Source organism: Rickettsia akari str. Hartford, assembly GCF_000018205.1.
In the GTDB taxonomy this organism is placed as follows: Bacteria; Pseudomonadota; Alphaproteobacteria; order Rickettsiales; family Rickettsiaceae; genus Rickettsia; species Rickettsia akari.
The window spans coordinates 889,970-906,139 of the sequence record NC_009881.1 but is presented as its reverse complement, the minus strand read 5'-3'; the positions used below and the strand labels follow the sequence as shown (position 1 = coordinate 906,139).

The window sequence follows — 16,170 nt, the reverse complement described above, 5'->3', positions numbered from 1 at the left end:
AGTTAAATATGCGTAGTGCTAAGCTAAAATTTGAAAAAAGAAGAAGTAGAATAAGACATAAAATATCTAAAACATCTAATAGAGTTAGGTTATCTATATTTAAATCATGTAGACATATATATGCACAGATTATTGATGATTCTAGGTCTATAACGATTGCTTCTGCTTCGACTTTAGATGAGAAAATAACAACATTAAAAAAATCTTATTGTAATATTGATAATGCTATCAAGGTAGGTGAAGCAATAGCAAAAAAAGCTGATTCTGCTGGGATAAAAGAAGTAGTATTTGATAGAGGCGGATATAAGTATCACGGTGTTGTAAAAGCTCTAGCTGATGCAGCTAGAGAGAAAATAAAGTTTTAGGTTATAAGGTTGTAGTAATGTCTAAAGTTAAAAAAAATGAAGATACTTTAAGCGAAGTTTTAGTTGATGTAAATAGAGTTACAAAAGTAGTAAAAGGTGGTAGAAGATTTGCTTTTTCTGCTTATGTAGTTGTCGGTGATAAAGCTGGTAGAGTCGGGGCGGGACACGGAAAAGCTAAAGAAGTAAATGAAGCCCGAGGAAAAGCAAAACAAGCCGCTAAAAAGAGAATGATGAAAGTGCCGTTATATCAAAATAGGACTATTCATCATGATGTTGTCGGTAAAAGTGGAGCTGCTAAAGTGATTTTAAGAAGAGCTAAAGCAGGTACGGGCGTTATAGCCGGTGGGTCTATGAGAGCAATTTTTGATTCTTTAGGCGTTCATGATATTGTTGCTAAATCAATAGGTTCAACGAATGTTTACGCAATGATTTCTGCAACATTTGATGCATTAAATAAACTGGCGTCACCAAAATCTATTGCTATGAGAAGAGATAAAAAAGTAAATGAAATATCTATAAAATCTTCTGATATTCAAGTTAATGAATAATGTTGCTTAAGTAAGGTGAAGTTATGAATAATAAGATTAATAATATAAAAATTACTCAAGTTAAAAGTGCTATAGGTCATAAGTATGATCAAAGATTGACATTAATTGGGCTTGGTTTAAACAAAATGAATAAAAGCGTTATTCTTGAAAATACTAATTCAATCAAAGGTATGGTTAACAAAGTAAAGCATTTGTTAAAAATAGAAAATATGTAGTTAGAGTTTTGAAATGAAATTAAATGAATTATATAATAATATAGGTGCTAAAAAAAATAAGAAAAGGATAGCACGCGGTGTTGGTAGCGGTAAAGGAAAAACCGGCGGTAGAGGAATCAAAGGTCAAAAATCTAGATCCGGTGTCGCAATAAAAGGTTTTGAAGGTGGTCAAACACCTATGATCAAAAGACTACCTAAAAGAGGATTTAATTGTATTTCAACTAAAGAATACAATATAATAAACATTTATAATATTGAAAAAGCATTGATCGATGGACGTTTAAGTGCTGCTGATACTATTACCAAAGAAAAATTGGTAGAAGTCGGATTAATTAATAACAAAAATAATAAAAATCTAGTAAAGTTATTGTCTATTTGTAGTGATGATTTCTCTTCTCCTCTATCATTAAAATTAGATGCTTATTCTTCTAAAGCTAAGGATTTAATTAAGAAAGCAGGTGGGAAATTGTTATAGTATATGGGGAAGAATTTTTCTAAAAAATCCGGTAATGATTTAGTTAGTCGCATTATTTTTACTATTCTCATTCTTATAGTATGTAGATTTGGATCTTTTATACCTATACCTGGTATAGATTCAATTGCTTTAAGTAGTGTGGCTGCAAAAAATCAATCTGGAATACTCGGAATGTTCAACATGCTATCCGGAGGCTCGCTAGGTAGAATGTCTATTTTTGCTTTAGCAATTATGCCGTATATTACCGCCTCAATTATTATCCAATTAATGTCAGTTGCCTATAAACCTTTAGAAAATTTAAAAAAAGAAGGCGAAGTTGGTAAAAGAAAAGTAAATCAGATATCAAGATATTTAACTGTTCTGCTTGCTTCTGTTCAGGCTTATGGAGTTGCTATAAGTTTAGAGTCGATTGTAACAAATACCGGTCCTGTGGTAATTTTAGCTGGTTTTTTCTTTAGGGTTACAACCGTAATTACTTTAGTTGTAGGCACTATGCTATTAATGTGGTTAGGCGAACAAATTACACAACGCGGAATAGGTAATGGTACATCTTTAATTATATTTATAGGTATAATTTCAGGAGTACCTAGTGCTATTATTAGTATGTTTGAATTATCAAGAAAAGGAGTATTATCGCCTTTAATAGCGATAGCTGTTTGTATTGGAGTAGTTGTATTAATAGCTATAATTATATTTTTTGAAAAAGCCCAAAGAAAATTATTGGTGCAGTATCCTAAAAGACAAGTAGGAAATAAAATTTATGGAGGAGAAGCAACTCATATGCCTCTTAAATTAAATACTGCTGGTGTGATACCTCCAATATTTGCTAGTTCAATCTTACTATTTCCTGCTACGCTTGCTAATTTTTCTAATAGTAATTCAGAAATTATGGGCATGTTTACTTATTATTTAGGGCATGGAAAACCTGTATATATTTTGTTATATGTAGCATTAATTATGTTTTTTAGTTTTTTTTATACTGCAATAGTATTTAATTCTGAAGAAACTGCTAATAATTTAAGAAAATATGGTGCTTATATTCCTGGTAAAAGACCAGGGAAAAATACGTCTGATTATTTTGATTATATACTTACAAGGCTTACGGTTATAGGTGGCATATATTTAAGTGTAATGTGTGTAATTCCGGAGCTATTAATGAATAAGTATGTAATATCTCTTTCTTTAGGAGGTACAAGTTTTTTAATTGTAGTGAACGTGGTACTTGATACTATGACTCAGGTTCAAACTTACTTATTTAGTAGTAAGTATGAAGGTTTAATGAAGAAAGTAAAATTAAAAAATTAAAAATGAGCTTAAGTAGTGATAGTAATTTTTTTAGGTCCTCCAGGAGCTGGAAAGGGAACACAAGGAAAAAAGATCGCTAAAAAAATTGATTTACCACATATAGCACTCGGTGATATATTTAGGACAATTATTAAAACATCAACTAGTGAAGCAGAATTAATTAATAATTATGTTAAGCAAGGGGAGCTTGTCCCTAATGCAATAGTTAATCAAGTAATCAAAAATTTTTTATTATCCTCTGCATATAAAAACGGCTATATATTAGATGGATATCCACGTAATTTAGAGCAAGCAAAATTCTTTGAATCATTTATTAAAGAAAAAATTAAAATCATATATTTTGATGTTTCAGATGAATTATTAATTAAAAGAGTTTTAGGAAGATATAGTTGTAAAAATTGCCGTAAAATATACAATAGTTACTTCTTGCAGCCTAAAACTGATAATGTATGTGATGTTTGCGGTTCAAGTACATTTGATTATAGAAAAGACGATAATGAAGAAGTAGTAAAAAAAAGAATTGAAGTATATAAAACAGAAACATATCCGTTAATAGATTATTATAAGAATAGTGGTAATTTTTATCTAGTTAATGGAAGTAAAAATGAACAAGAAATAGAAATTGATATACAGAAAATACTAAAAATAAATTGACTTTATCAACGATTTTTATATTATCCTTTAGTTACTAGTAAAATTTTGGAGATTGTTTGTGGCAAGAATTGCAAGTGTTAATATTCCCGATAATAAACGTTTAGTTGTAAGTTTGACTTATGTTTACGGTCTTGGACCTGCTATGGCAGCAGAGATCTGTAATAAAGCAAAAATATCAAAAGATAAGAAAGCTAAAGAACTTACGGATCAAGAGTTAATAAGCTTACGTAATATTATTGAAAGTGAGTATAAAGTTGAGGGTGATTTAAGACGAGAAGTGACACTTAATATTAAGAAGAAGAAAGATATAAGATGCTATCAAGGGCTTAGACATATACGTAAATTGCCGGTGAGAGGACAGAACACGCATTCTAATGCTCGAACTAGAAAGGGTAAAGCTATTGCGATAGCCGGAAAGAAAAAAGCTGTAAAATAATAGTTTAAGTATAGAGTATAAATAATGAATCAGACGGTTAAAGTTAAGAAAAAGAAAAAAACTATCACTCTTGGTGTTGTGCATATCCGAGCATCGTTTAATAATACTATAGTAACATTTACTGATATCCAAGGTAATACTATTTCTTCTGCATCGGCAGGAGGTAATGGGTTTAAAGGGGCAAGAAAAGCAACACCTTACGCAGCTCAAGTGACAATTGATAGAGCATCGGCAAAGGCAAAAGAACATGGGCTCAAAACTATTTCTATTAGGATTGGAGGACCGGGAGCTCAGCGTGAATCAGCAATGAGAGCTTTGTTCGGGCAAAATTTTGTTGTTACGTCAATTTTAGATGTATCGTCAATTGCTCATAATGGAGTAAGACCGCCGAAAAGAAGAAGAGTATAAGAGAATCGTAGGTATTGAATGTTATCGTTAAGTAAAAATTGGAATACTTTAATAAAGCCGAATAGAGTTGCTTATGAAAATTTTCCGGAAATCAATAATAAAGCTAAAATTGTAGTTGAACCTTTAGAAAGAGGTTTTGGTTTAACACTCGGTAATGCTATGAGAAGAGTGTTACTATCTTCTTTACAAGGAGCGGCTATCACTTCTATAAAGATTCCTGCTATAGAACATGAATTTTCTTCTATACCCGGTGTAAAAGAAGATGTATCTGAAGTGATTTTAAACATTAAAGGTGTTGAATTAAAAATGCATGTTGCAGAAAAACGTATAATGAAATTAAAAGCAACGGGACCTTGTGTTGTAACAGCCGGTATGATTGAAACAGGGCATGATGTAGAAATACTGAATCCTGATCATATAATTTGTAATCTAGCTAAGAACAAGCAACTTGAAATGGCATTAACTTGTAAGGTTGGTAAAGGATATGTACTTAGCACAAATAGCTATGAGGATGATTTACCTATTGGTGAAATAGCTATAGATGCTTTATTTAACCCGGTCAAGAGTGTTACTTATAAGGTAGAAAATACTAGGGTAGGTCAGGTTACCGACTATGATAAATTAATCATGTTTGTAGAAACTAACGGTGGTTTATTACCTGAAATGGCTGTGGGTTTAGCTGCACGTATCTTACAAGAGCAATTACAATTATTTATTTCTTTTGAAGAACATGAAGAAGATAAGCAAGTTAAAACTGATACTTTACCATTTTCACCTTATTTACTTAAGAGAGTTGATGAATTGGAATTATCGGTGAGATCGGCAAATTGTTTGAAAAATGATAATATAATATATATAGGGGATCTAGTAAAAAGAACGGAATCTGATATGCTTAGAACTCCAAATTTCGGTAGAAAATCTTTAAATGAAATTAAAGAAATATTGGCGAAATTTAATTTGAGATTTGGTATGGATGTACCGGATTGGCCACCGGAAAATATTCAAGAATTATCTAAACGTTATGAAGATTCTTATAATTAAGGACTAATGAAAATGCGACATAAAATTAATGGTAGAAAGTTAAACGTAACAAGTAGTCATAGGCGAGCAATGCTCGCTAATATGGCTGTGGCACTTGTAACACATGAACAAATTAAAACTACTTTACCAAAAGCTAAGGAATTAAGACCTTACATTGAAAATCTAATTACTAAAGCTAAAAAAGCTGATTTAACGGTAAGAAGAAGCGTTTTATCAAAAATAAAAGATAAAAAAGCAGTAGAAAAGCTTATACATATTTTAGGTGCTAGATATAAAGATAGACCTGGTGGTTATACTAGAATAATAAAAGCCGGATTTCGTTATGGTGATTTAGCACCGATAGCGTATATTGAATTTGTAGATAGAGATATTAATGTTAAAGGAAATATACAGCAAGATGATAATGAAGAAATTAAAATATAAGGGACTCGGTCATGGCTAATCATTCTTCAGCAAAAAAAGCTGCTAGACAGACAGTAAAAAGAACTCTAATCAATAAAGCAAGATCTAGTGCAATAAAAACTTTTATAAAGAAAGTTGTACATGAAATCAGTCTTGGTAATAAAGAAAATGCTAACCTAGCTTTATCTGTTGCTCAGTCTAAGATAATGCAAGGTGTGAAAAAAAATATAATTAAATTAAATACGGCTTCAAGAAAAATCAGCAGGTTATCAAAACAAATAAAAAGTTTGAACGAAAGTAAATAACACCTTATAGGTAATTTAAAAGCAAGAATTAATAAAATTTTGCTAAATTACTTATATATACTTCTTATTAATTATAAATAATGTTATTTTACTAATTAATAAAAAATATGGGCGATTAGCTCAGCTGGTAGAGTATCTCGTTTACACCGAGAGTGTCGGCGGTTCGAGTCCGTCATCGCCCACCAATCGAAAGTTTTTAGTGTTTCAACGAAAACGTCAAACAATATATACATGAAGTTTAAACTTAAGCTTTTCAGTCTTAAATGTTACAATAGTTAAACCTATCATGAAAAACAGTGTCTTTGTGAAATGGCATTGTTGACTGGGTATATATTAGTTAATAATGTCATTGCAAGAAAATGACGGAGTAGTTGGCAAGATAATCCAGTTAATGGTATTTTTAACTGCTTTTTCTAGATTTTTATGTGCTTTACAGTTATAGTTTTTTGTTGCATAGATCAGGAGGCACGCTTAGTTTCATACAGTAGACCTCTGCGGCAACTCTACTTCTAGAGGTAATTTGTGTACGTCGATCCTTACCACTCATCCTCACATATTAGTATATAGGCTCACTCCAGTTCGAAGTGCAGTATCTCTTGACAAATTCCTCTCTAAATCCTTATTTCTGAAGAAGTCTAATAAAATTTACGTAATTTCGTTTACAAGAAGAAAATGAGAAGAGATTATCCATTTAGAGATTGATATAGCTAGGGTGAAATAAAAATGGTATGCTATATTAATTTGTTATCCCATGGATTGACCATGGGATCCAAAACTTTTTAAGGTTTTCTGGATACCGGAAATAAGTCCTGGTATGACAGTTTATATTTTTTTATCTCACTTTAGTCGTAGTTACGTATTTCATTATAATATTACATTAGTTGGCTATCCTTTTTGAAACCTACGGTCAAGCGAGCTAGGATGATATAAGTGGAATCGATCCACGTAATAATGCTATATCGTGGTCAACAAGCTATGAAACAAGCTAAAAAGAACTAATGACGTACATAGCTGGTCGTGCAGAAGCATATATAAAGCTGGCATAGGTAAATCGTTTAAAAACCGGAAAACCTTTATAAAATATTGGAATTGCCAGAAATTCACTTGGAGAAAAAGTAAGTACAATTAGTTGAATTAAGAAATGGACTACATAGCAGAAAAGTTAAAAATATTACCCATTGCGTTTTTAAAATTTTTAATTGGTGAAATTTATAACATAAACACGTAAGTGCTAGTGCTGCAAAAAATTCTACTATAGCAATAATGAAATTTTGATGTATTACTGCCCGATTGTGCTAGTTGTATTAAAAATAATAGATTGCAGTCTTCTTATTAACTTTTTCCTGCTATACATGGTTATTTTTTATCTTTGCTACATTAATTATATTACTGTCTTTTATAGTTTCTTGTATTCTATGCTTAGCATCAACAAAATCCGGTGTTTCATGTAAAGTAGTCCTAGCAGCACTACCTATAAAAGCAATGCCTGCACCTACCCAAAATGCGATACGCCAATTAAAGCCATAGGATGTAACTAAGGTTACTACGCCAAGGGCGACAGTTAATACTAAGCTGTCATATATCCCTACAAATACTATGTCAGGAAAGCGTTTAGGAACTCCTACGGATTCCGTTAAATATAATGCTGCTCTTACTCTTTCTCCCATGGACGACATACATTGCACTATACGGCATATTGTTACTATCCAAGTGGTACTAGCATCCACTTTTGGCATAAGTAGGAAGATTAGCCATAACGATGCAAGAAAACGACATTAAAATAGTGGTAATAACGACTGTGTATTGCAACCGATATTATCTCCTATCCAGCCAAATAATCAAGTTCCCAAGAATCTAAAAATAAAAGTAGAACAAAAAGAAAAAGCTGCAAGAAGGCGATTAACGTTAGTATCATATTGCGGCAAGAAAAGCTCATTAAGTAATACTGCCATATGAACATATAGCGTAAGATCAAAATAACTCTAAAAAAGTACCTATGGATAATAAGCCTATAGCCTGTTTTGGTTCTCTATTTAAATTTTTTTGTTTTTGTTTGTATCCAAACACAATTTTTGCTAAAAAGTTAATTTATAGAAAGGTTATATTGAGAATATTTAAAGTCAAGGCAAAAGTTATAATATTTTATGATGATAGTTATTTAAAACTTCTTTTACTAATGATGTTGTTATTTTTCTTTTAGAAATTAAAGCAGAATGGTTAATATTTTCTAATATTTCTATAATTTTAGAATATTCCCTAGGCAAATTTACTAAAAGAAAATCTATTATCTGTCCGGATATTGTGACCGAAGAAATAGAAAAATGCTTAAATATTAGAATTTTGATTAATTCATCGTCAGGTGAGTTTAATGCTATACTAAGTACTGATTTAATACGTGAAGATAAATCTGGTAAAGTAAAGTTTCTGGTTTTATCAGATGAGGTAAGCAAAAGATATTTTTGTTTTTCGTTAATAATATTAAATATATGAAGTAATGCCGGCTCTTGCCAGTTTTCAATATCTTCAATGATACAAGCATTGTATTTTTCTAAAATTTCTGCATTAAAAAAACTATCTTTAATAATATAGGCATTGCTTAAATTTTGCCATATTTTGGTTAAATAAGTTTTTCCTGATGAAGAAGGCCCTTTAATTAGTACAGTAAATTTATAAGGATTAACGCCAAAGCTGTACTGCCAATTTTTTACAATATTATAAGCTTGTTCATTAGAACTAGAAACAATAAACTCATCATGATGATATTTATTAGAAGTAGTAAAACGAAATATATATTGCTGCATTTATTAATCCTGAGCAGCATTGTGGTAGGTCGAGGGGGTCATTTTATGCTTCTCTATGTCATTCCCGCAAAAGCAGGAATGACATTAGACACTTGTTAAAAATCATACAATAATATTATAACTTAGCCGTTTGTTCGATAGAACTTACTAGATTTATAAAATTTAATTAGATTCAAGAGTAAAATTTTTGTAATCCCTGCAATCGGTATAGCAAAAAATATTCCAATAATTCCAAATAAACTGCCGCAGGCAAAAATCGAGAATATAATCCAAAGAGGATGCAACCCTATTTTATCGCCGATAATTTTAGGGGTTAAGATATAAGACTCACAAATATTTCCAACTAGATAAATTATCATTATATATAGTAATTTGGTATTTATGCCAAAAGTTAAATAGCTTATAATTAGAGTTAAAAGAAACGATATAAAAGTGCCAAGGAAAGGAATAATAACTAAAAATCCTGTTACAATGCCAAGTAAAATAGCAAGATCAATACCTATTATGGTAAATGCAATACTATAATAAGTAGATAATAATAAGCAAATATTTAGCTGTCCTCTTATGTAAGCAGATAACAGATTATTAATTGCCGATAATATTTCTAGAATTTTCGGTCGGGTTTTTATAGGTAATAATGATTTCATGTTTGTAATAATTTTCGCCCAATCACGTAGGAAATAGAATAATATTATAGGTATAAGTAAAAATAAAACAAATATGTTAATGGTAATAATGGTATAACGCCAAAAATTATTAGCAATACTGCCAAGTATAGTAAATATGCTATTTATAAAATTGGTTAAAGAATTCTTAATTTTATCGGCAATATCAGGTTCTATCAAATAAATTTTTGCCATTATAGGCGGCAATATTTCTGCTTGTAAATAATTTTTATATTTTGGAATATTATTTATAAAAGTAAAAATTTGTCCATAAATTATCGGCACTAAAATAGTTAAGCTTAAGAAAAACATGCTCAAAAATATCAGATAAATTATGCTTGATGCAAATTTATTTGATATTTTAAATTTTGATGCAATAAGACCTATAGCAGGTTGTAGTAAGTAAGATATTATAAATGCGATAAAAAATGGTTTTACTGCGTCTGAAATTAGCATAAAACCGCTTATAAAAAGCCCTAAAAAAACTAGCCAAAATATAGCGGTTATATTCATATTACTTTTTCCATTTTCTACACGAAGATCAACTTCAAAAAGAGCTAGGAGTTCACAAGGTGAGGATCGCAGCGTATACTTAATATAATTCGAACCGAAGCTCTTGTAGGACGACAACGCCAATTTTTGAAGTTTTATCTTAGTATTAAGATTTTTTAGCTACTTGTACGGTAGCAGGGCGAAGCAGCCTATCTCTAATTTTATATCCTGATTGCATTAAAGTAATAATGCTATTCGGTTCATGATCAGGATGTTCTATCTGCGAAATTGCATTATGTAAATTATAGTCGAACATTGATCCTATTTCAGGCTTTATTTCTTCAATATGATGTCTATGAAAGATTTTATCCAGTTCATCTTTAGTCATCTGAACGCCTGCAATAATATTTGTGACTTCTATATCAGAATTTGCCGGCTTATGTGCTAATGCTCTTGAAAGATTATCACTAACATTTAGTAGCTCCTTAGCAAATGTAGCAATTGCATAATCTTTTGCTTCGTCACGTGCTTTTTCTAAACGTTTTCTTGTATTGTCTATTTCGGCAGTAGTTCTAATGAGTCTGTCTTTTAGCTCTTCAATTTCTGCTTTTAACTCTGTTATTTCCGGATTTGCCTTTTCAACTATCTCTTCAGCAATATCATTTATGGTTTGTTCATTATTTTCTATATTATCATCTATCATATTATTTACTTTATATTTCTATTCTTTTTTGAGATATATATATATATAATAAAAATTTTTTCAATGGTATACTCGTTGAATTTGAAAAATTAAACTAGTATACTACTTATGGAGTACAAATTGTATTATGAGACAGTCAGGAAGAAAAAGCAACCAATTACGTCCTATTTCATTAGAATTATCACCGCTTATTAATACGGAAGGTTCGTGCATTATTAAAATCGGTAATACGCATGTCATGTGTAGTGCTACTTGCGAAACTACCGTACCACCGTTTTTACGAGGGCAAAATCAAGGTTGGGTTACCGCTGAGTACGGCATGCTCCCAGGCTCTACATCCCAGCGTATTAAAAGAGAAGCAGCACAAGGGAAGCAAGGCGGAAGAACCCAAGAAATACAGCGTTTGATAGGAAGAAGCATGCGATGTGTAATGGACTTGAAGAAACTGGGTGAGAGGCAGATTATTATAGATTGTGACGTTATTAATGCCGATGGTGGTACTAGAACGGCATCGATAACAGGAAGCTATGTAGCATTACACCTAGCTATTAGATCATTGATGAAAAAGAGAATTTTAAAGGTCAATCCCTTAATTAGTCAAATTGCAGCTGTTTCTTGCGGTATATATAAAGGTGAGGCGATACTAGATTTGGATTATTTAGAAGATAGTGATGCTGAAGTGGATAGTAATTTTGTATTTGCAGGTAACGGTAATTTAATCGAAGTACAAGGCACGGCAGAGCAAGAACCTTTTTCCGAAGAGCAGTTTATAGAAATGTTAAAACTTGCTAAATGCGGTGCAGCAGAATTATTTAAACTACAAAATCAAGTGCTGCTTGGGACTTAGAGGTGTTATTTTGTGGGGCGGTAAAATGCTCTTGATGCATTCTCTGCGAGGCATTGCAAGAGTGGATACTGCTCCGTCATTGCAAACAGCTGTATGCTGCGTTGCGATCTCATGCAATAATAATAAACTCCTAGGATTCTTAGTTAAGTACTACGTCATGTCCTCGTAATGAGTTACCTATTCACACTTCAATTTAAGCGTAGGGATTATCATAAAAATTAGTATCTTCACCTGATAATATAATTATCTTATCTCGATTGGTGTTATTTATAGATACCTTATGATTAAGATCTGTTACTTTAACACTACTATGTGATCCTAAGATTAATTTCCCAATATTACCTAGGCTTTTAAACGTGAACCGCTGATTAGATCCAATTGTTATTTTATCGTGGGATATATTAATATTTGCTATTCTACTTTCTGTGGTAAAAGTAATACTTCTATATTTTTGATATTAATAATGTAAATGCCTCGGCATGGTTGTTAGAGCAGGGAAGATATAGATATATTGTAAGTGCTAATAAAGTTAATAAGATATCAAAAAACGAAAAAAAAGCAAAGAGAAGAAGGCGTTTTATACATAAGAACATAGTAACTTATCTATTGGAGTCCCTCAAAAAAAAGTAAGTGATCATCCGAGGCTTCATGCAAAAATCTTGCGGCAAATAAAAAGATTAGAGCAGAAGATAGTAGAATTATCATCTTACCAAGATGAACAATTTGCAAGTAGTGCAATAGAATATGGTATTACTGATAATCAGAATATAGGATTACATTTTTTATTCAAAGAAGATAAATTTTGAATGAAAAAAACATAAGCATGGATGCTGCGATTTATTATTAATTGAAGCTATTTGAAGATAAAGATTTTGTTATTTCTGCTCAGCCTAAAATTTTAATGAGTAATGGTAAAAACTTAAAGAATATTTTTTGGGAGAGATATCTTTACTAATGGAAATGTCTCAAAAGATCCTCTCTGTTACTATCTTTAACTAAAATATGCTCTTGGATTTAAAGTTGGACCAATTGTTGCTAAGAATATTAAGATTATCTAATGATTAAAGAAATAGCCTTATATAATTTACCGTTTTATTTTCATATTATACTTGTTCCAAGAAGTATACCAAGAACTAAACCGAAAGCTCTTAATTATGCTTTAGAATATTCATGTGGTGAGTATCTAGTAGTATATGATGCTGCAGATAAACCTGAACCTGAAAATCTACTTAAAGCTCTAACAACGTTTAGAAGTTTATCTGATGAATATGTTTGTCTTCAGGATAAGCTCAATTTTTATAATGAAAATGAGAATATTTGAACCACAATGTTTAATATAGAATATAGAATATAGAATATAGAATATAGAATATAGAATATAGAATATAGAAGAATATAGTTTATGGTTTGAATATATCTTGCAAGGATTAAGTTTATTAAAACTTCCTACCCCTCTTGGTGGTACTAGTAATCATTTTAAAACGGATATATTAAATAAGCTTGGCGGATGGGATGCTGATAATGTGATGGAAGATGCCGAGCTTGGTATAAGAATTTACTCATAGAACTATAAAGTAGCTATCCTTGATTCCTATACTCTAGAAGAAGCTCAGGATAGTTTAGGTAATTGGCTAAACCAAAGATCACGCTGGATTAAAGGTTTTCTGCAAACATTTTTTGTATTTAAAGCACAAAAAGATAAATACCGAAAATTTACTTTACCTCAAATAATAATTTATATTTTTATCGGCTTCTCTACCTATAATGTTTGGAGTTTACCTTTTACAATATTTTCTATTGTTATAAATAAAAATGCTATAATTAATTATTTATGGCTTGTTAGTAGTATTTTTCGCTTTTATATCTTTAATAGTACTGCTCTGTATATATTACAGGATTCTTTAAAAAGCAGAAAAGTAACATTTCAGGATATAGTAGCTTTGATCTTATGGACTAGTTATTTTATATTACATACCGTAGCTTCATATAAAGCAGTATTTGAAATAATTTTCTGTCCTTTTCAATGGCACAAAACTAACCACGGCACTAGTTTAGAGGATTTTGAGAAAGAGTAGACCTCTTGTATAAAAAAAGAAGAATTTGAAAGAGGTCAGTAAAAAAAATTTATTCTTGCCCCTTGAACTAGCAAAAATAAAATATATATAGTATGTACATTTAAAGATTTAATAATTGGAGGTTAAAATGTCTTTTAAACCATTACATGATAGAATTGCAATAAAGCCTATCGAACACGAAGAAAAAACTAAAGGTGGAATTATTATTCCTGATACCGCAAAAGAAAAGCCGATGCAAGGTGAAATAGTAGCCGTAGGTAACGGTGTTCGTAATAAAAAAGGTGAAATTCATCCTTTAGAGCTCAAAGTAGGTGATAAAGTTTTATACGGTAAATGGGCAGGTACCGAAATTGAAATTAAAGGCGAAAAACTGATCGTTATGAAAGAAAGCGATGTATTTGGTATTATTAATTAATTATTTGTTTTAAGGAGAAATTAAATATGGCAACAAAACTTATTAAACACGGTTCAAAAGCTCGTGAGCAAATGCTAGAAGGCATTGACGTACTTGCAGATGCAGTAAAAGTTACTTTAGGTCCAAAAGGCAGAAATGTACTTATTGAGCAATCATTCGGTTCACCGAAAATTACCAAAGACGGTGTGACGGTTGCAAAATCGATCGAGTTAAAAGATAAAATTAGAAATGCTGGAGCTCAGCTATTAAAATCAGCTGCTACAAAAGCTGCAGAAGTAGCCGGTGACGGTACTACTACAGCTACGGTACTTGCTAGAGCATTAGCTCGTGAGGGTAATAAGTTAGTCGCAGCGGGCTATAATCCTATGGATTTAAAGCGTGGTATGGATTTAGCGGTAAACGCAGTAGTAGAAGAAATTAAAAAATCAAGTAAAAAAATCAATAGCCAAGAGGAAATTGCACAGGTTGGTACTATATCTTCAAACGGTGATAAGGAAATCGGTGAGAAAATTGCTAAGGCAATGGAGGAAGTCGGTAAAGAAGGCGTGATAACTGTTGAAGAAGCAAAGAATTTTAGCTTCGATGTTGAAGTAGTTAAAGGTATGATGTTTGATAGGGGTTATCTATCACCGTATTTTGTAACGAATTCCGAGAAAATGGTTGCTGAACTTGAAAATCCTTTCATATTGCTATTTGAAAAAAAATTATCAAATTTACAACCGATGTTACCTATACTTGAGGCTGTAGTACAATCACAACGCCCGTTGTTAATTATTGCTGAGGATGTTGAGGGCGAAGCTCTTGCAACGCTCGTGGTCAATAGATTACGTGGTGGTTTAAAAGTTGCGGCAGTAAAAGCGCCAGGTTTTGGTGATAGAAGAAAAGCAATGATGGAAGATATTGCTATCCTAACTAAAGGTGAGCTTATTACTGAAGATTTAGGTATGAAGCTTGAAAATGTGAGTATTAAAAGTCTAGGGACGGCAAAGAGAGTAACAGTTTCTAAAGAAAATACCGTAATTGTTGATGGTAGCGGTGATAAGAAAAATATTGAAGATAGGGTATTGCAAATTAAATCTCAAATAGCTGAAACTACTTCTGATTATGATAAAGAAAAACTACAAGAGCGTTTAGCTAAACTTTCCGGTGGTGTTGCCGTATTAAAGGTTGGTGGTGCTACGGAAGTTGAAGTGAAAGAGCGTAAAGATCGTGTTGAAGATGCGCTTGCTGCAACACGTGCTGCAGTTGAGGAAGGTGTTGTTGCCGGTGGCGGTGTAACATTACTTCATGCATCACAAACTTTAACAAAGCTTAAAGTCGAGAATAAGGATCAACAAGCAGGTATTGAGATAGTAATAGAAGCTTTAAAGGATCCGCTAAAACAGATTATTGAAAATGCCGGTGAAAACGGTGGCGTAGTAGTTGGTAAATTATTAGAACATAATGATAAAAATTATGGCTTTAATGCTCAAGATATGCAATATGTCGATATGATTAAAGCAGGAATTATTGATCCGGCTAAAGTAGTGCGTACTGCGCTTCAAGATGCTGCTTCCGTTGCTTCGTTAATTATTACCACGGAAACTTTAATTGTTGACGAACCTTCTGATAAAGAAGATGCAATGCCGCCAATGCGTGGTGGTATGGGCGGTATGGGCGGTATGGATTTCTAAGTCTATATCTACATAAGATAGGTGATGCAGTAGGTCTAATAAACTCGTCTTATTGCATTGCCTATTTCCATCATTTTGAGGAGACATTGCGGCATGGATCGTTTTTACTGGTCTAGTTAAAAGTACTAATATTGTTAGTATTTTTAGTTGTTTTACTGGATACCGTGGACAAGCCACGGGGGGTGGACACCGGATACGTTTTGTGGGTTCCCACGCAGGCAATGCATGTTGATAATAATGATTTTAACAACGTACCGTAGAACATATTATCAAGTCGCAGTAAGATACTGAAAAACTGATTTATACAACAAATGGGTTTTAAAGCAATTCGTTGTTTAATTTAGA

The 16,170-nt window shown here is 31.8% G+C and carries 21 protein-coding genes, 1 tRNA gene and 1 pseudogene; 19 read left to right on the top strand and 4 right to left on the bottom strand.

Annotated features, from left to right (window positions below):
* The first annotated feature begins 8 nt into the window (after positions 1–8).
* The 12 genes from rplR (at position 9) to A1C_RS04440 (ending at position 6,339) form a co-directional block, all read left to right on the top strand.
* The gene (rplR, locus tag A1C_RS04495) at positions 9–365 is read left to right on the top strand and encodes a 50S ribosomal protein L18 (RefSeq protein ID WP_012149889.1); all 357 of its coding nucleotides are present in this window, start codon (positions 9–11) and stop codon (positions 363–365) included.
* Positions 366–382: 17 nt separating this feature from the next.
* Positions 383–913, top strand: a complete 531-nt coding sequence (gene rpsE, locus A1C_RS04490) for a 30S ribosomal protein S5 (protein ID WP_012149888.1) — start codon at positions 383–385, stop codon at positions 911–913.
* A 23-nt stretch (positions 914–936) separates the two neighbouring features.
* Positions 937–1,128: a 50S ribosomal protein L30 gene (rpmD, locus tag A1C_RS04485; protein ID WP_012149887.1), complete on the top strand. Its 192-nt coding sequence runs from the start codon at positions 937–939 to the stop codon at positions 1,126–1,128.
* A gap of 13 nt (positions 1,129–1,141) precedes the next feature.
* Entirely contained in the window at positions 1,142–1,603 is a 462-nt protein-coding gene (rplO, locus tag A1C_RS04480) for a 50S ribosomal protein L15 (protein WP_012149886.1), read from the top strand.
* 3 nt (positions 1,604–1,606) lie between these two features.
* Positions 1,607–2,908 carry a preprotein translocase subunit SecY gene (secY, locus tag A1C_RS04475; protein WP_012149885.1) on the top strand — a complete coding sequence of 434 codons (1,302 nt, stop codon included), beginning with the start codon at positions 1,607–1,609 and terminating at the stop codon, positions 2,906–2,908.
* 15 nt (positions 2,909–2,923) lie between these two features.
* A complete protein-coding gene (locus A1C_RS04470; protein WP_012149884.1) occupies positions 2,924–3,562 on the top strand; it encodes an adenylate kinase in 639 nt (212 codons plus the stop codon).
* Positions 3,563–3,620: 58 nt separating this feature from the next.
* On the top strand, positions 3,621–3,998 hold the full coding sequence (gene rpsM, locus A1C_RS04465) for a 30S ribosomal protein S13 (protein ID WP_012149883.1): 378 nt from the start codon (positions 3,621–3,623) through the stop codon (positions 3,996–3,998).
* Positions 3,999–4,022: 24 nt separating this feature from the next.
* Positions 4,023–4,406: a 30S ribosomal protein S11 gene (gene rpsK / locus A1C_RS04460; protein WP_012149882.1), complete on the top strand. Its 384-nt coding sequence runs from the start codon at positions 4,023–4,025 to the stop codon at positions 4,404–4,406.
* A gap of 18 nt (positions 4,407–4,424) precedes the next feature.
* Positions 4,425–5,447, top strand: a complete 1,023-nt coding sequence (locus A1C_RS04455; RefSeq protein ID WP_012149881.1) for a DNA-directed RNA polymerase subunit alpha — start codon at positions 4,425–4,427, stop codon at positions 5,445–5,447.
* Positions 5,448–5,459: 12 nt separating this feature from the next.
* Positions 5,460–5,870: a 50S ribosomal protein L17 gene (gene rplQ / locus A1C_RS04450; protein ID WP_041816855.1), complete on the top strand. Its 411-nt coding sequence runs from the start codon at positions 5,460–5,462 to the stop codon at positions 5,868–5,870.
* 11 nt (positions 5,871–5,881) lie between these two features.
* Complete coding sequence (gene rpsT, locus A1C_RS04445) at positions 5,882–6,154, top strand: 30S ribosomal protein S20 (protein WP_012149879.1); 273 nt, start codon at positions 5,882–5,884, stop codon at positions 6,152–6,154.
* 109 nt (positions 6,155–6,263) lie between these two features.
* A tRNA-Val gene (locus A1C_RS04440) sits at positions 6,264–6,339 on the top strand.
* A 1,161-nt stretch (positions 6,340–7,500) separates the two neighbouring features.
* Here A1C_RS04440 and A1C_RS08775 read toward each other — a convergent pair.
* Entirely contained in the window at positions 7,501–7,890 is a 390-nt protein-coding gene (locus A1C_RS08775; RefSeq protein ID WP_232279098.1) for an MFS transporter, read from the bottom strand.
* A 67-nt stretch (positions 7,891–7,957) separates the two neighbouring features.
* Here A1C_RS08775 and A1C_RS08195 point away from each other — a divergent pair, with 67 nt between their 5' ends.
* Positions 7,958–8,110 carry a hypothetical protein gene (locus tag A1C_RS08195; RefSeq protein WP_198282980.1) on the top strand — a complete coding sequence of 51 codons (153 nt, stop codon included), beginning with the start codon at positions 7,958–7,960 and terminating at the stop codon, positions 8,108–8,110.
* A gap of 176 nt (positions 8,111–8,286) precedes the next feature.
* Here the strand turns inward: A1C_RS08195 and A1C_RS04430 are convergent, their stop codons facing one another.
* From A1C_RS04430 to grpE, 3 genes are all read right to left on the bottom strand, one after another.
* Positions 8,287–8,955 carry an HdaA/DnaA family protein gene (locus A1C_RS04430; RefSeq protein WP_012149877.1) on the bottom strand — a complete coding sequence of 223 codons (669 nt, stop codon included), beginning with the start codon at positions 8,953–8,955 and terminating at the stop codon, positions 8,287–8,289.
* A 122-nt stretch (positions 8,956–9,077) separates the two neighbouring features.
* Positions 9,078–10,133, bottom strand: a complete 1,056-nt coding sequence (locus A1C_RS04425) for an AI-2E family transporter (protein ID WP_012149876.1) — start codon at positions 10,131–10,133, stop codon at positions 9,078–9,080.
* Positions 10,134–10,278: 145 nt separating this feature from the next.
* On the bottom strand, positions 10,279–10,815 hold the full coding sequence (gene grpE / locus A1C_RS04420; protein ID WP_012149875.1) for a nucleotide exchange factor GrpE: 537 nt from the start codon (positions 10,813–10,815) through the stop codon (positions 10,279–10,281).
* Between the two features lie 127 nt (positions 10,816–10,942).
* On the opposite strand from grpE, the gene rph reads away from it, so the two are divergent.
* From rph to groL, 6 genes and pseudogenes are all read left to right on the top strand, one after another.
* Positions 10,943–11,662, top strand: coding sequence for a ribonuclease PH (gene rph, locus A1C_RS04415; RefSeq protein WP_012149874.1), 720 nt, complete (start codon positions 10,943–10,945; stop codon positions 11,660–11,662).
* Positions 11,663–12,429: 767 nt separating this feature from the next.
* A pseudogene (locus A1C_RS08770) lies at positions 12,430–12,658 on the top strand (hypothetical protein); the annotation flags it as partial.
* A 61-nt stretch (positions 12,659–12,719) separates the two neighbouring features.
* Positions 12,720–12,983, top strand: a complete 264-nt coding sequence (locus A1C_RS08765; RefSeq protein WP_052290655.1) for a glycosyltransferase — start codon at positions 12,720–12,722, stop codon at positions 12,981–12,983.
* A gap of 97 nt (positions 12,984–13,080) precedes the next feature.
* Positions 13,081–13,227: a hypothetical protein gene (locus tag A1C_RS08760; protein ID WP_232279097.1), complete on the top strand. Its 147-nt coding sequence runs from the start codon at positions 13,081–13,083 to the stop codon at positions 13,225–13,227.
* 637 nt (positions 13,228–13,864) lie between these two features.
* Complete coding sequence (locus A1C_RS04405; RefSeq protein WP_012149872.1) at positions 13,865–14,152, top strand: co-chaperone GroES; 288 nt, start codon at positions 13,865–13,867, stop codon at positions 14,150–14,152.
* 26 nt (positions 14,153–14,178) lie between these two features.
* Positions 14,179–15,825 (top strand): chaperonin GroEL, encoded by a 1,647-nt coding sequence (gene groL / locus A1C_RS04400; protein WP_012149871.1) that lies wholly within the window; start codon positions 14,179–14,181, stop codon positions 15,823–15,825.
* Positions 15,826–16,170 lie beyond the last annotated feature (345 nt).

Excerpts from the sequence above, each read along its gene's own strand:
- rpmD (WP_012149887.1), top strand. The coding sequence starts at position 937 with ATGAATAATAAGATTAATAATATAAAAATTACTCAAGTTAAAAGTGCT.
- A1C_RS04405 (WP_012149872.1), top strand. The coding sequence starts at position 13,865 with ATGTCTTTTAAACCATTACATGATAGAATTGCAATAAAGCCTATCGAA.
- A1C_RS04425 (WP_012149876.1), bottom strand. The coding sequence starts at position 10,133 with ATGAATATAACCGCTATATTTTGGCTAGTTTTTTTAGGGCTTTTTATA.
- A1C_RS04455 (WP_012149881.1), top strand. The coding sequence starts at position 4,425 with ATGTTATCGTTAAGTAAAAATTGGAATACTTTAATAAAGCCGAATAGA.
- rph (WP_012149874.1), top strand. The coding sequence starts at position 10,943 with ATGAGACAGTCAGGAAGAAAAAGCAACCAATTACGTCCTATTTCATTA.
- A1C_RS08775 (WP_232279098.1), bottom strand. The coding sequence starts at position 7,890 with ATGCCAAAAGTGGATGCTAGTACCACTTGGATAGTAACAATATGCCGT.
- rpsK (WP_012149882.1), top strand. The coding sequence starts at position 4,023 with ATGAATCAGACGGTTAAAGTTAAGAAAAAGAAAAAAACTATCACTCTT.
- A1C_RS08765 (WP_052290655.1), top strand. The coding sequence starts at position 12,720 with ATGATTAAAGAAATAGCCTTATATAATTTACCGTTTTATTTTCATATT.
- A1C_RS04430 (WP_012149877.1), bottom strand. The coding sequence starts at position 8,955 with ATGCAGCAATATATATTTCGTTTTACTACTTCTAATAAATATCATCAT.
- secY (WP_012149885.1), top strand. The coding sequence starts at position 1,607 with ATGGGGAAGAATTTTTCTAAAAAATCCGGTAATGATTTAGTTAGTCGC.
- rpsE (WP_012149888.1), top strand. The coding sequence starts at position 383 with ATGTCTAAAGTTAAAAAAAATGAAGATACTTTAAGCGAAGTTTTAGTT.
- rplQ (WP_041816855.1), top strand. The coding sequence starts at position 5,460 with ATGCGACATAAAATTAATGGTAGAAAGTTAAACGTAACAAGTAGTCAT.
- groL (WP_012149871.1), top strand. The coding sequence starts at position 14,179 with ATGGCAACAAAACTTATTAAACACGGTTCAAAAGCTCGTGAGCAAATG.
- rplO (WP_012149886.1), top strand. The coding sequence starts at position 1,142 with ATGAAATTAAATGAATTATATAATAATATAGGTGCTAAAAAAAATAAG.
- grpE (WP_012149875.1), bottom strand. The coding sequence starts at position 10,815 with ATGATAGATGATAATATAGAAAATAATGAACAAACCATAAATGATATT.
- rplR (WP_012149889.1), top strand. The coding sequence starts at position 9 with ATGCGTAGTGCTAAGCTAAAATTTGAAAAAAGAAGAAGTAGAATAAGA.
- rpsT (WP_012149879.1), top strand. The coding sequence starts at position 5,882 with ATGGCTAATCATTCTTCAGCAAAAAAAGCTGCTAGACAGACAGTAAAA.